This is a genomic window from Lacibacter sp. (genome assembly GCF_035299325.1).
Lineage (GTDB): Bacteria > Bacteroidota > Bacteroidia > Chitinophagales > Chitinophagaceae > Lacibacter.
Genome location: NZ_DATGWT010000017.1, coordinates 30,880 through 45,166, shown reverse-complemented (window position 1 = coordinate 45,166; position 14,287 = coordinate 30,880). Strand labels below are relative to the sequence as shown.

At 40.5% G+C, this 14,287-nt stretch carries 12 protein-coding genes; 3 read left to right on the top strand and 9 right to left on the bottom strand.

What is annotated here, in order from left to right; genetic code table 11:
* Nucleotides 1-21 precede the first annotated feature (21 nt).
* Together VK159_RS10595 and VK159_RS10590 are read left to right on the top strand one after the other, a co-directional pair.
* Entirely contained in the window at nt 22-588 is a 567-nt protein-coding gene (locus VK159_RS10595) for a sigma-70 family RNA polymerase sigma factor (protein WP_324230112.1), read from the top strand.
* A gap of 1 nt (nt 589) precedes the next feature.
* Entirely contained in the window at nt 590-1,693 is a 1,104-nt protein-coding gene (locus VK159_RS10590; RefSeq protein WP_324230111.1) for a serine protease, read from the top strand.
* Nucleotides 1,694-1,770: 77 nt separating this feature from the next.
* On the opposite strand, the gene VK159_RS10585 is transcribed toward VK159_RS10590, so the two are convergent.
* From VK159_RS10585 to dnaK, 7 genes are all read right to left on the bottom strand, one after another.
* Nucleotides 1,771-2,256 (bottom strand): DUF3276 family protein, encoded by a 486-nt coding sequence (locus VK159_RS10585; protein WP_324230110.1) that lies wholly within the window; start codon nt 2,254-2,256, stop codon nt 1,771-1,773.
* 111 nt (nt 2,257-2,367) lie between these two features.
* Nucleotides 2,368-4,188 (bottom strand): ABC transporter ATP-binding protein, encoded by a 1,821-nt coding sequence (locus VK159_RS10580; protein WP_324230109.1) that lies wholly within the window; start codon nt 4,186-4,188, stop codon nt 2,368-2,370.
* A 110-nt stretch (nt 4,189-4,298) separates the two neighbouring features.
* A complete protein-coding gene (locus VK159_RS10575; RefSeq protein WP_324230108.1) occupies nt 4,299-4,727 on the bottom strand; it encodes a CBS domain-containing protein in 429 nt (142 codons plus the stop codon).
* A gap of 99 nt (nt 4,728-4,826) precedes the next feature.
* The gene (locus VK159_RS10570; RefSeq protein WP_324230107.1) at nt 4,827-5,321 is read right to left on the bottom strand and encodes a cupin domain-containing protein; all 495 of its coding nucleotides are present in this window, start codon (nt 5,319-5,321) and stop codon (nt 4,827-4,829) included.
* Between the two features lie 95 nt (nt 5,322-5,416).
* Entirely contained in the window at nt 5,417-5,863 is a 447-nt protein-coding gene (locus VK159_RS10565) for a hypothetical protein (protein WP_324230106.1), read from the bottom strand.
* A gap of 554 nt (nt 5,864-6,417) precedes the next feature.
* A complete protein-coding gene (locus VK159_RS10560; RefSeq protein WP_324230105.1) occupies nt 6,418-7,047 on the bottom strand; it encodes a porin family protein in 630 nt (209 codons plus the stop codon).
* Nucleotides 7,048-7,464: 417 nt separating this feature from the next.
* Nucleotides 7,465-9,375, bottom strand: coding sequence for a molecular chaperone DnaK (gene dnaK / locus VK159_RS10555; protein ID WP_324230104.1), 1,911 nt, complete (start codon nt 9,373-9,375; stop codon nt 7,465-7,467).
* Between the two features lie 414 nt (nt 9,376-9,789).
* Between dnaK and VK159_RS10550 the strand changes: the two genes are divergently transcribed.
* The gene (locus tag VK159_RS10550) at nt 9,790-11,052 is read left to right on the top strand and encodes an aspartate kinase (protein ID WP_324230103.1); all 1,263 of its coding nucleotides are present in this window, start codon (nt 9,790-9,792) and stop codon (nt 11,050-11,052) included.
* On the opposite strand, the gene VK159_RS10545 is transcribed toward VK159_RS10550, so the two are convergent.
* Together VK159_RS10545 and VK159_RS10540 are read right to left on the bottom strand one after the other, a co-directional pair.
* A complete protein-coding gene (locus tag VK159_RS10545) occupies nt 11,053-12,990 on the bottom strand; it encodes a T9SS type A sorting domain-containing protein (protein WP_324230102.1) in 1,938 nt (645 codons plus the stop codon).
* Between the two features lie 80 nt (nt 12,991-13,070).
* Complete coding sequence (locus VK159_RS10540; RefSeq protein ID WP_324230101.1) at nt 13,071-14,243, bottom strand: L,D-transpeptidase family protein; 1,173 nt, start codon at nt 14,241-14,243, stop codon at nt 13,071-13,073.
* Between the last annotated feature and the right edge of the window lie 44 nt (nt 14,244-14,287).

The window sequence follows — 14,287 nt, the reverse complement described above, 5'->3', positions numbered from 1 at the left end:
GGTATTAAAATAACACAGATAGTGAAACCTGAGATAAACGAATCGGAATTACTGGAAGGATTGGCCCGGAACGACAGAAAGGCGGTTGAAACCCTGTATAAGCAGAACTATAGTATGGTTCAGGCGTTTATACTGAATAATAATGGTACAACCGATGATGCAAGGGATGTTTTTCAGGAAGCTATGATCGTTCTTTACGAGAAGGCAAAAGATGGACAGCTGGAGTTGAACTGCCAGATCAAAACCTATGTTTATTCTGTTTGCAGGCGACTTTGGCTGAAACGCTTACAACAGTTACAACGTTTTGGCGCTCCTGTTGAAAGCTTGGAAGATGTGGTGCCGGTGGAGGAAGAACTGGAAGAGCATGATCGTAAAAACGAAGCGTTTGGGGTGATGGAAAAGGCGCTGAACCATTTAGGTGAGCCCTGCAAAAGTTTACTGGAATCGTACTACATCCAGAAAAAACAGATGCTGGATATTGCCGCTGAGTTTGGCTACACCAATGCCGATAACGCCAAGAACCAAAAGTATAAGTGCCTTATGAGACTAAAGAAGTTATTCTTTGCTCAATATAAAAAAGCGGACTGAGATGGATGAAATTTTACTATTAGATGCAACTGAGCGTTACCTCAACGGCGAAATGAATGCTGAGGAGAAAGCTATGTTTGAGCAGCTCCGGGAAACAAACCAGGAAGTTGATCAGATGGTAGTAGAGCATTCGTTTTTCCTGCAGCAGTTTGGACGTTATGGTGGTGTGCGTGAGATGAAACATTCGCTGCATGAGGTGCATAACCAATTGCTGCAGGATGGAGAGATAAAAGAAGAAGTGCTTTCAACCAGTGCCAAAGTGGTAAATATGTGGAAGCGTTACAAACGCACCATAACCATTGCAGCTTCTATTGCAGGTATTACTGCTATCTCAATCAGCAGCATGACGTTGCTGTTTACGCCAAAGAGCAACGACAAACAGGTACAAGAGTTGGTAAACTCGGTTAAAGACATTAAGGGCCAACTAATCGTACAAGACAAAAAGATCAACCATATTGCAAATGCTACAAAGATCCCTACCGGAACTTCGGTTACAGGATTTGGCTCTGCATTTTTAGTTGATGGCAAAGGTTATCTCGTAACCAATGCTCACGTATTACGAAATGCAAAAGGCATTATCGTATTAAACAGTAAGGGTGCGGAATTTAAAGCGATTGTTGTAAAAATTGACGAATCAAAAGATATTGCTATTCTTAAAATCGTTGATAAGGATTATAAATCAATAGGCATGCTTCCTTACAGCATCCGTAAATCATCAACCGATATTGCTGAACCTATTTTCACACTTGGTTATCCACGTAATGAAATTGTTTACGGCGAAGGTTACCTGAGTGCTAAAACCGGGTTTAACGGAGATACACTCAGTTGCCAGATTGCTGTTGCAGCTAATCCAGGTAACAGTGGCGGGCCTGTATTTAATAAGAATGGAGAGGTGATCGGTATCCTGAGTACAAAAGAAACAAAGGCTGATGGTGTTGTATTCGCCATCCAGTCGAAATATATTATTGAAACCGTGAATCAATTGAAAAAAGATGATTCAACCATTGAACTGAAACTGCCTTCTAAATCTTCTGTAAAAGGAATGGGCGCAAGCGAACAAGTGAAGAAGATTCAGGATTATGTGTACATGGTGAAAGTTTATTAATTCGTTTTTCTGTCCGGTTATGAAACTAAAAACCCCCAACTAGTTGGGGGTTTACTTTTATCAGTCGGTTTCGGTTCTTACCATTTATCAACCTCTTCGTTAGCGAGGTTGTCGCCACTTGTTGCAGGTACTTCTTCAACTGCAGGTGCAGCAGGTGCTTCCTGAACAGGGGCCGGAGTTGATGCCGCCGGTGCAGCAGTTGCTACAGGCGACCCATTTGAAGATTCAATTGCCTCATTATTGCTGTATTCACCATCGCCACTTGATGGAGCATCTTCATGGTTGAATGCATCAAAATCAAAATCGGGCATTAATTCTGTTTTCACATAATCAACCGCTTCATTCAATCCTTTAATAAACTTGTTGAAGTCTTCTTTGTACAGAAAAATCTTATGACGGTCATACCCTTCACCCGTAAAACGTTTACGGCTCTCCGTAATGGTGAGATAATAATCGTTGCCACGTGTAGATCTTACATCAAAGAAATAAGTTCTTCTCTTACCAGCACGGATGCGCTTGCTGTAAATACTTTCCATCCGTTTGTCATTGTTTTCGTACGCCACAGTTTTTAGGTTTTAGTTTGCAATGCTTTTTTTCAAACAGCGACAAAGATATATTTCTTTTCGATTTGGCAAAATTTTCCAAAAAGCTTCAAACGGCGTTGATTTTCATTCTCAGGAAGGGGTTTCCTCAAGCTGCTGGCGGTTGTATAAGTCGGCATATAAGCCCTGCTGTTGCAGCAATTGTTCATGCGTACCCTGCTCGGCAATGCGGCCATTATCCATCACAATAATACGGTCGAATTGAAGAAGGGAAAAGATACGATGGGTAATAACGATGGCCGTTTTATGTTGCAGGTAAGTTGCCAGATGTGTAAGGATTTCCTTTTCAGTTCGGGCATCAACCGCATTCAAACAATCGTCCATAATAATAAGACCGGGATCTTTCACCAAGGCACGGGCAATGGAGATACGTTGCTTTTGTCCGCCGCTGAGCGTTACACCTCTCTCGCCCACCATTGTTTGGTAACCCTGTGGAAACGATTGGATATCCCGGTGCACCGACGCTGACATGGCTGCCGTTTTAATTTCTTCTTCGGTATTGTTGCCTGTTCCAAATGCAATGTTGTTGGCAATAGTATCGCTGAAGAGAAATACCTCCTGTGGTATATAACTTACCTGGCTGCGGTAATGCTGTAATTCAAGTTGCTTTAGTTCTTTCCCATCAATACGTACCGTTCCTTTTGACGGATCGTAAAAACGTAGTAACAGTTGTGCAATGGTTGTTTTACCGGAACCCGTGCGACCAATAATGGCTACCTTCTCTCCTTTCTTAATATGAAGATTGAAATCTTTCAACGCCACAATGCCCGTGTGCGGATAAACAAAACTTACATTTTCAAATTCAACATCGCCTTCTAACTTATTTTTCACACCATCAACAGGTGAAGGAATATTTGTTTTGGTGAGCAGAAATTCGTTTAACCGTTGCTGTGAGGCGGCAGCCCGTTGAATCGTACTTGCCACCCAGCCAATGGCACTCACAGGAAATGCCAGCATAGTAAGATACATGATGAAGGCAGCCATATCACCGAAATTGATCTGGCCTTCCATATATTTCAGCCCACCAACCAGTATAACCAGCAAAGTGCTGATACCGATGATGAGACCCATGATGGGGAAATAAATAGCTTCCACTTTATACAATGCTGTTGCACTGTTACGGTATTGTTCACTGTTGGTTTCAAAGAAACGCAACATAGCTTTTTCCTGCACAAAAGATTTTATGACACGAATACCGGAATATGATTGCTGAGCATTGGTAGTAAGATCAGATAGTTTGGCTTGAACCTCTTCACTCTTTTTGTGAATGATGTTGTTCACAAAATAAATGGTGATGGCAAGGATGGGCATTGGTGCCAATACATACAACGAGAGTTCTGCATTCTTCTTCACCATATAAAATACACTCAGTGAAATGAGTGCAATGAGGTTGATGAGATACATAATGGCGGGACCGGTGTACATGCGCACCCTGCTCACATCCTCAGACATGCGGTTCATGAGATCGCCCGTTTCATGTGTCTTGTAAAAATTGGCATCGAGTTGCAGGTAATGTTGAAACACTTCGTTCTTCTGATCAAACTCAATATGCCTGCTCATCACAATGATCGTTTGCCGCATCAGGAACATAAAGAAACCACGCAACACAGCAAACAGTAACAACATTGCTGCAAGCATTGCCACAATGCCAGTTGGTGACATCGACATTTTTTCGATCCAGTTAACCGTAGCTACCACCAGCCAATCATCTTGCCGGAGCAAACCTTTGGGGGTACTGCTAGTTAAGAACGCCTGTACCTTATCAATAATGTAACCGGTTACCTGTGGCGCCAGTACAGCAAAATAGTTGGAGATGAAAATAAAAATAATACCCAGCAACAACCGCCACCTGTACTTCCAGAAATATTTATTGAGATACGAGAGATGTTTCATGCAGCGGCAAAGTTACACACGGAAAGGCCATGGCAAGGCCGTTCATCAAATGATGGAATAGTTTAACGGAACGTTTTCTCAGGCTTCTGCTGGTCGCCGTCCAACAAGCATTACGATTGAATATAATTCTGCAACTGTTCAATGGTTTCTTTCTGCGAAAGAATGGTTTCGGTAACCACATCGTTAATGGATATAATACCGGTTACCTGGTCGTTTACAAATACAGGCAGGTAACGGATATTGCTTTCGCTCATGATGTGCATGCAGGTTTCAATTGAATTATCAGGTGTTATGCGGGGCAAACCCGTTGTCATAATATCTTTTACAAAAGTTTCAGTTGATGATTTTCCTTTCAGGATCACCTTACGGGCATAATCACGCTCGGTCATTACTCCAAGATATTCACTTCCCTCCATCACCATAACAGAACCAATATTTTTTTCGGCCATTAGCTGTAATGCGTTGATCACCGGTAAACCAGGTTCAACTGAAATAACATTCTTGCCTTTACGCTGGAGTATATGCGAAACTTTTCTCATTCTGTTCGGGTTTTAATTCAGGTTTAAGTTAATGAAATTCCATAAAAAAAGATGTGCAGATTTTACAACACATCTTTTCATTTTGTCAATTATTTATTTCTATCTGCCAAAATCATCCTGCAAACGAACAATATCGTCTTCATCTGATGGATTTGCCGGATCGGTATGTTGCCAAATTTCGGCAATTACGCCCCAATCATTCAAACCAACCAAACGATGGCGTTGGCCAGTTGACAAGACAATAATATCACCTGCTTCAAAAATATTTACTTCGGTTTCTTCATCGGTATCACTCATCACAACACCCACTTCGCCTTCAACCACACGCCATATTTCTGCACGGCGGTGATGGTATTGCCACGACAGACGTTTGCCTGGTTCTACTACCAGAATTTTTGGGCTGAGTTTATTGCCCAGCATCAGATCTTCCTTTTTATACGTTGGGAAATATGTTTCAATAAAAAGATCGGCCTGGCTTTCGTCCAAAACAAAAAAACCACCCCAGGGACGGCTGAAATCGAATGATTGAATACGAAATCCATCCTGCTCAATATACTGCTGTTGTTGTTCTAAAAATTGCTGTTTATCGGTCATATATAAGTTTGTTTCGAAGTAAAAATAATCTAAGGATGTATCTGGGCAAAAAAAAACCCTCAAACTGAGGGCCTTTTTTATAACACAAAGTTGAATTACGCAGTTAATGCTATCAACCAAAGAATAAAGAAGATCAAAGATGCAAGCCATGCAAGACCTGACAAGAACCATACAAACGGAATGAATAAACCCAGGATAGCCAGTACAATAGCAACCAAAGCGAAGATTATCCATAAACGAAGCATTTGTCTTTCATCATGAATATCAATTGATTTTCCTTTCTTAAGCTGCTTGCTCAATTTCTTTTGGGCCATTTTCAGGGCAATCTTCTGGCCGAAGGTCATTTTCTTACCTGTCATTTTCTGCACCTTAGCCGGAGTAAGCGCCAGGAATGCATCCATGTTTGTAGTTTTTACCTTTTCAATGGTTGTTTCAATGCCTGCTTTTGCATTGTCGGACGCATTTGCCGGAACATAGATGATTCCCGCATAAGAAGAAACGCTGAAAATAACTGCTAAAAGGACGATGATAATCTTTCTCATAGTAGAGCTTGATTTTTGATGATTGATTTGGTTAATAATGGCGGCAAAATACCGAAAATGAATTAAGAAAACCAATAACATGTATATGTGATGTTACAAATGGTCAACAAACAGTTGTAAAGTGTATATGAATTGAGATTTTCAACAGCACTTTTCTGTTCACTTCTCTTCCCTTATCTTCGCAAAAATTCTTAACGCATGGAAAAGAAATCATCTGCATTAAACTGGATTCTGTTTTTTGTTTCTGTAGCTGCTTGTGTAATATTTTATTTTACCCCGGCTTTTGCTAATTATATTACCGCTACTTTTCCGTTTATCTGTTATTACTTCGTAAAAGCGTTAGACCTGATTTAACTACTACCTGAACTTTTTTATAGATGGCCCGTTGCTGAAAAGTGACGGGCTTTTTTTGTATCTGATGAACATAAAGCCAAATTACTAATACAGATTTTAGGCACGACTGGTAAATATTTTATTTTGAACCTCCAAGCATTATTAAAAAAGAAAGAGTATTGCATGGCAATACTCTTTCAAAAAAGATCAGGGAAATTTTCTTATTTATTTCCGCCAAGTAAATATCCAATACGAAGACCGAAATAAGTATTCCTAACTGTAGCGTCAGAAGTTGTATTGATATTATTCAATGTGGTATTAAAGTTTACCGAAAATAACAAACCACTTGACAACTCATAACCTGCAACAATGTTACCGCCGAAATCTAAAGGTTTATAAGCGTCTTCGTTTTCATCACTACCGAAATTAATATCTTCACTTTCACCACCTGATTTTGCTTTACCACTAAGACCAAAGGCAATAGAAGGACCGAGGCCAAAAAAGAATTTACCATTTCCTGCAGGAGCTTTATACAGGACATTAAGAGGAAGCTCAAGATAATTTAATGTCATTGTTACATCATCTTCAGCAAATTCTCCTCCATCGAATTTACCCCCCTTTTGGGTAAAATTAAGACCAGGCTGAAATGCGAATTTTTCTGACAAAGCAATGTCAGCAAAAACACCTGCTGTAAAGCCAATTTTTCCATCCGATTTAATTGATACACTTTCCACTTTTATTTTTTGTGTGGCAAGAGTTGCACCGGCTGTAAATCCAAATCGAGTTGATTGTGCCTGTGCAAAAGAGAAAGAGGAAACTAAAATGACAAGCAGTAAAAAGTTCTTTTTCATAAAAATGTTTTGGGTTAGAAAATAAAGTCAGGCAAAGATTAATAACAAAGAGAAGATTTCAAAATAATTGCGAACTTTTGTTTCATCTTTTTAGTTATTTTATCGCAATGAATTTACTCACCTAATCATTTAATTTAATCTGTTTAAAATCTCGTTTTTTGTTTCTGTAGCTGCTTGTGTAATATTTTATTTTCCCCGGCTTTTACTAATTATATTACCGCCACTTTTCCTTTTATCTGTTATTACTTCGTAAAAGCGTTAGACCTGATTTAACTACTACCTGAACTTTTTTATAGATGGCTCATTACTGAAAAGTGACGGACTTTTTCATGCCCCAATTATATTCTAAATAAAAAAGCCCCGACAAATCTGTCAGGGCTTATCAGTATCATCATTGCTTCAATTTAAATCAGTGGTTTATTTCACTTCTTCAAACTGTGCATCTTCTACATTATCACTTTTTGGACCTGCTGAAGCATCCGGACCAGCGCCTGCATCTGCACCGGGCTGTGCAGCTTGCGCATCCTGTGTTGCTTTGTACATTTCTTCACTGGCTGCTGTCCATGCGGTATTCATTTCGGTCATTGCCACATCAATTGCTGCAAGGTCCTGTGCTTTGTGTGCATCTTTCAGTTTAGTAAGTGCAGCTTCAATCGGTGCTTTCTTATCAGCACCAATTTTATCACCGTATTCTTTCAACTGCTTCTCTGTTTGGAAGATCAAACTATCAGCCTGGTTGATCTTCTCTACTTTTTCTTTTTCCGCTTTATCCGCTGCTTCGTTGGCCTTCGCTTCATTCTTCATCTTTTCAATTTCTTCCTTGCTCAAACCACTGCCTGCTTCAATACGGATCTTTTGTTCTTTACCTGTGCCTTTATCTTTTGCACTTACATGCAAAATACCATTGGCATCAATATCAAAGGTTACTTCAATCTGCGGAACACCACGTGGAGCTGGCGGAATACCATCGAGGTTAAACATACCCAAGCTCTTATTATCCTTACTCATCGGACGCTCACCCTGCAATACATGAATCTGTACACCCGGTTGATTATCGGCCGCAGTAGAAAACGTTTCACTTTTCTTAGAAGGAATAGTTGTGTTGCTGGCAATCAACGTAGTCATTACACCACCCAAAGTTTCAATACCAAGGCTCAGCGGAGTAACGTCGAGCAATAATACATCTTTCACTTCACCGGTTAATACCGCACCTTGAATAGCTGCACCAACTGCAACCACTTCATCAGGATTTACACCACGGTTTGGTTTTTTACCAAAGAATTTTTCAACGATCTCCTGCACTTTAGGAATACGTGTACTACCACCCACTAAGATCACTTCGTCAATATCACTGGTAGATAGACCTGCATCTTTCAATGCAGCTTCGCAAGGTTTCAAACAACGGGCAAATAAATTATCTGCTAATGCTTCAAACTTTGCACGGCTTAACTTTAATACTAAGTGTTTTGGAACGCCATCAACTGCTGTAACATAAGGCAGGTTGATCTCTGTTTCGCTTGAAGAAGACAATTCAACTTTTGCTTTTTCAGCAGCTTCTTTCAAACGTTGCAACGCCATTGGATCTTTGCGAAGATCAATTGCTTCCTGGTTTTTAAATTCATCAGCCAACCAGTCGATGATTACTTTATCAAAGTCGTCACCGCCAAGGTGAGTGTCACCGTTAGTAGATTTTACTTCAAATACACCATCACCTAATTCCAAAACTGAAATATCGAATGTACCACCACCAAGATCGAATACTGCGATCTTCTGGTCTTTATGTTTTTTATCGAGACCGTAAGCCAGGGCTGCAGCTGTAGGTTCGTTCACAATACGACGAACATTCAAACCTGCAATTTCACCGGCTTCTTTTGTAGCCTGGCGTTGCGCATCGTTAAAATAAGCAGGTACGGTAATAACCGCTTCTGTTACTTCCTGGCCCAGGTAATCTTCAGCGGTTTTCTTCATTTTCTGAAGCACCATCGCCGAGATCTCCTGTGGGGTATACAGTCTGCCATCTATGTCAATACGAACGGTATTATTGTCACCTTGAGACACTTTATAACTCCAGTGTTTTATCTCTTCGCCCACTTCATCAAAGCGGCGACCCATAAAACGCTTCACTGAGCTAATGGTATTAATAGGGTTTGTGATCGCCTGGCGTTTTGCAGGATCACCCACTTTACGTTCACCGTTTTTCAAAAAAGCCACTACCGATGGGGTTGTACGGCGCCCTTCATCGTTTGCAATCACAACAGGCTCGTTTCCTTCCATTACGGATACGCAGCTATTAGTTGTACCTAAGTCGATTCCTATAATCTTTCCCATGATCTGGATTGTTTTTAAGTTCACTTACCCTACTCAATGATAATGCCATGGGGGGTGAAGGTGAAAAATTGGCAGAAAAGACATAGTTCTGAGTTCTAAGTTCTTAGTTAGTGTGTTGGGCTGTCAGCCGAGTTTCCCACCCCCTGCCACAGGTCTGTCCGGATTGCTGCTGAGTTCCGGGTTCCACTCCGTTTCGCATCAGGCCTTTCTCATATCCCGTCGAAGACCCCGATTCTTTTCGGGACAGCCTTTGAGCGGCTGAATATTTTTCAGCAAATAGTAAACCCGGTTTCAGTAAGTGCGTTGTACAGTCATCATTCAGGTGAGCACACAACCACCCCCTATCTTTGCAGCACTTTTATACAAAGAAGGGGATGAACATCCTACATCATACATCATAAATCAGACATCTTCATGCAGGTTTTCAAATTCGGCGGCGCCAGTGTAAGTAACTATGAAAAAGTGCAGAACCTTGGCAACATCATCAAACAATATCCCGATGAGCAATTGATGATCGTTATTTCTGCCATGGGCAAAACCACCAATGCACTGGAGAAAGTTGCCGAAGCTTTTTTTGCTGGCAAGAAAGAAGAAGCATTGCAACTGTTTCGTGCCGTAAAGCTGCAACATTTGGATGAAGCAAAGTATTTGCTGGTCACCCATTTCAATCCGTTGATGGAGCAATTCAATAATTTCTTTACTGAAGTGGAATGGCTCTTACATGATCAACCCGTTCGTGATTATGATTATTACTACGATCAGATTGTTTGTCTTGGTGAGTTATTAAGCACCTCCATTGTAAGTGCTTATCTCAATGAAATTGGTATCAGCAATCAATGGATCGATGTAAGAGATGTGTTCCGCACAGATGATAATTTTCGTGACGCAGCAATTGACTTTTCATTCACACAACAACAGGTGAATGCAATCATCAAACCTTTATTTACAAATAGCAATATTGTAGTTACGCAAGGTTTTATTGGTTGTACCGATGAAAATGAAAGCACCACGCTTGGTCGTGAAGGAAGTGATTATACAGCTGCGGTATTTGCATACATGCTCGATGCAGAAAGTGTGGCTATCTGGAAAGATGTGAAAGGCGTGATGAATGCTGATCCAAAGTTATTCGCCGATGCACAATACATCAGCGAACTGAATTACGATGAAGTAATTGAAATGGCTTTTTATGGTGCACAGGTGATACATCCAAAAACCATTAAACCATTACAGAATAAAAATATTCCGCTGTATGTAAAATGCTTTGCTGATGCAAGTTTGCCCGGCACAGTTATTCATAACAACCCGGTAAAAAATCTGCCGCCCATTATCGTTATCAAGCAAAACCAGGTATTGCTGCAACTGCACACAAAAGATTTTTCGTTCATTGGTGAACAGCCTATGAGTGATCTGTATGAAATGATGGCAAAGCTGCACATCAAACCTAACCTTATTCAAACCCATGCCGTGAATTTGCAATTGTGTATTGATGATCGTCCTGATAAAGTGGAAAAGCTTGCATTAGCTGCATCAAATGAATTTGATGTGCAGGTGGAGAAAGGATTAACACTGCTCAGCATCCGTCATTACAACAACGAAACCATTGAGCGATTAACAGCCGGAAAAAAAATTGAGTTAAAACAACAAAGCCCTGAAACGGTGCAGATGCTGATGTTGTAATTATTGCTTCAGCAGTTTTGCTGAGTACGATCCATCTTTATTTTCTAGCCGGATATTATAAATTCCAGCAGGTAAGTGTTTCACGGAAACAACAGTATTGATTTGCGATGATTGAATAAATAGTTGTTGATTGATAACCTGTCGACCATTTATATCTGTCACTACTACCTGTGTTTTGCCGTTAAAGTTTGCAGGCAACTGAATGGTTACATCATCATTTGCAGGGTTGGGATAGAGATGAAATGTTTTTCGTGCATCTGCTTCAATAAATACATGATTCGAATATTGCTTCTCTCCATTTAAAGCAAACACAACAAGGCGGTAGGTAACATTTGAGTTTACTGGTTCATCAGTATAAAAACCATTACTGGTTTGTGGATCTAATTGTTCATATACATTCCTGAAAGATTCATTACCAATTCTCCTCTCTAATACTATTTTCTGAACAGCATCTTTATTTCTTAATTCCCAATTCAATTGTACGTTCGTGCTGTTTCGTTTGCCAATAAATTGTTTTAAGAGATCAACTGGTAAAATAGAACAGTCAATTGTAATGGTTCCTTGGGGTGCAACAAAACCTGATTGAACTATGCCAGCGCTGCCTGCAGTTGCATTGTTCGTTGATCCTTCGCATGAAGGGTCGTAAGATGTAGGTTTAATAACACCTGCCGTACCCCCTGCAACTGATGTTGAAACGTTTGCCGGCAAAGAAGAAGATGTCCAAATTACGCCACCACCACCACCACCACCAGGACCAGGGCATTGTGCTTGAAATCCTGCATTGGAACCGTTCGCACCTCTTGCCTGTACAGTAACGCTGCCAGTGTAAGTAGTGATGTTTAGCATAACCGCACCTGCACCACCACCACCTCCACCACCATCACCAGCGGCTTCAGTTTTAACAGGTAATTGAGGATTTAAACCTTGTGAACCATTTGCTGAAATAGTGAACCCATTCCCAATTAACTCGTTTGCTTTAACAAAAACTAATCCACCGCCATCACCGCCAGGAGTTCCTTCGGAAACAGAAGCTCCACCATAATTATTGTTGCTTTCTCCGTTGCCACCAGCCCCACCCAAAAAAACTCTATTATTTGAGAGTGAATATCCAAATCCGCTTAAAGCAAGACCTGGTTCGCCTGATGTTGTGGCTACACAAGTAATTAATTTATGGCCGCCACCACCACCGGCTGCATAATTTGATCCTCCACCGCCACCTGTGTTATCTTCGTTTCCACCACCACCACCATTTGCTTGTTTGCCTCTCCCATATTCTTTATTACTGATAAATGCTGCAATACCCTCTCCTTTAGGTGCTCCTTCGTTTCCTGTTAAGCCATAATACCAAGCAGTTTCAGAACCACAATGATACGTTGTGTTTCTAAACAGTGGCCCGCCTTTAAATCCTGCACTATCGGCACTGATATTTGCATTCATTGTAATTGTACCGGATGCTTCGAACGCTATAATGCCTCCGGTTTCCGAGACCGGATCCCATTCTATTGCTCTTAATGTGCCGCTGACCGTTACATCAGTGAAGACAGGAACTTTTATCACTTGCACATTTGCAACATCATAAGTGTTCAGCAAATGATTACTTAAGACAATGGTATTATTTAAAAAACCGCAGATAGATGAGAATTCGTATTTACCGGCATTACCAATTGAATTAATGTTGCCGAAGTTTGAGGTATTTGTTTCAGTTATAGTTGCACCTTTTATTTGAATGATGAGTACACGATCGCCAGTAGAAAGGTTCGAGATATTCTGTAACGTGATGCCTGAATAAGAATAGGAATTGTGGGTGCCGTAATTTGTTATTCCAGTTACATTATAATAATCGTTTATAACACCGGATATAGTTTGCCCCTTGCTTTTCTGTGAGATGAAAAAAGCAGTTAGAGATAAGCAAATGGTTATAAACTGTCCAAGTTTCATGTGGTGGGTTTTTCCACGGCGTACAGATCGCTTTACATGAATGCTGGATGTTGGGTTTTGTGGTTCGAACTTGAAAGATACTATAAATCTTCCGGCGCTGCAATATTGAGGTTCTGGATCAGCTTTGTATTTACTGGCTGGCCATCTTTTGTAGCCGGCTGCCATTTCAATTCTTTTTCAAATTTCTCTTTCACAACCCTGTTCAGTTCGGCATGGCCACCACGAATAACTGTTGCTAATGCAGTGTTGCCATTTTTATCTACTATGAATTCAACCTGCAAAGACATGGAAGGGTTTCCATCTAAGTACGGAACCAAAGATTGACTTAAATTAAATAACCATTTTTGCAATGCAGCATTGCCATCTTTATGAAAAGGAACACGATCCACTTTTTCTTCTAATGCCCAGGCGGCATATGGATTTGCCTTATTATTGGTTTCAATTACTTTTATGCGTTTTACTTTCGGCGTCTCAGGATTTGTAGCTACAACGTAACTGCCATTTTTGGCGATTAATACAGTAGGCAGTTGATGTGTATCTTCAAAAAATTCATAAGCATCCTTGATTTGCTTAGCAAATTCCTGTACACCCTGTTTGTTTTTTGTTTTCGTCACCAATTGTTCCATGCCCTTTTGATTGTCGTAACGAACCGGGTATATATGCACAGGAATAAAATCCTGTCCCTGGTCTTTTACAACAGATGCTAAGTAATACACTTGCTCGATCAATGAATCGGTCAACGGTAAACAACCAATGGTTACACAGTTACCATGAATATAAATATCACCGCCTGGTTTCACCTGATCACTTAAAATAGCATCAGAAGTATTGGGATAGTTCAAACCCAGAGCCAGATGATAATTACTATTGGGTTTAAATTCGTTGATATAATAGAAGCCTTCGGGTATCTGCTTATCGCCTTCTTTACGTTTGGGTCCGTAAGTGCCGGATGTTGCACATACTTTATACACTTTAAAGAGTTCAAATTTTTCGTCCCAATCGTTCTTCAACCACACTTCCAATTGCTTCTCGTGCTTAAAGGCACGCATATACATGTACTTCAACGGCCATTGAAAACCTTTTTCCTTTAATTCTTTACGCAATGAATCTTCTACTTTGGAAAATATGCCGGCTCCTTTAAAACTACGGGCGGCAGAAACGGTTGCACTGCTTCCTTCGTAAGGCGACTGTGCAACAACACCTGTTACAAACAGGCTGAAACTTAAAATGAATAGAAGGCTTTTGTTGAGCATACTGGATTTGTTATGAACGGGATGCTGTCAAAAATATTTCAAAT

Bases quoted from the DNA above. Each gene is read 5' to 3' on its own strand.
- VK159_RS10590 (WP_324230111.1), top strand. From the start codon at position 590: ATGGATGAAATTTTACTATTAGATGCAACTGAGCGTTACCTCAACGGC.
- VK159_RS10570 (WP_324230107.1), bottom strand. From the start codon at position 5,321: ATGACCGATAAACAGCAATTTTTAGAACAACAACAGCAGTATATTGAG.
- VK159_RS10565 (WP_324230106.1), bottom strand. From the start codon at position 5,863: ATGAGAAAGATTATCATCGTCCTTTTAGCAGTTATTTTCAGCGTTTCT.
- VK159_RS10540 (WP_324230101.1), bottom strand. From the start codon at position 14,243: ATGCTCAACAAAAGCCTTCTATTCATTTTAAGTTTCAGCCTGTTTGTA.
- VK159_RS10545 (WP_324230102.1), bottom strand. From the start codon at position 12,990: ATGAAACTTGGACAGTTTATAACCATTTGCTTATCTCTAACTGCTTTT.
- VK159_RS10575 (WP_324230108.1), bottom strand. From the start codon at position 4,727: ATGAGAAAAGTTTCGCATATACTCCAGCGTAAAGGCAAGAATGTTATT.
- VK159_RS10560 (WP_324230105.1), bottom strand. From the start codon at position 7,047: ATGAAAAAGAACTTTTTACTGCTTGTCATTTTAGTTTCCTCTTTCTCT.
- VK159_RS10550 (WP_324230103.1), top strand. From the start codon at position 9,790: ATGCAGGTTTTCAAATTCGGCGGCGCCAGTGTAAGTAACTATGAAAAA.
- dnaK (WP_324230104.1), bottom strand. From the start codon at position 9,375: ATGGGAAAGATTATAGGAATCGACTTAGGTACAACTAATAGCTGCGTA.
- VK159_RS10580 (WP_324230109.1), bottom strand. From the start codon at position 4,188: ATGAAACATCTCTCGTATCTCAATAAATATTTCTGGAAGTACAGGTGG.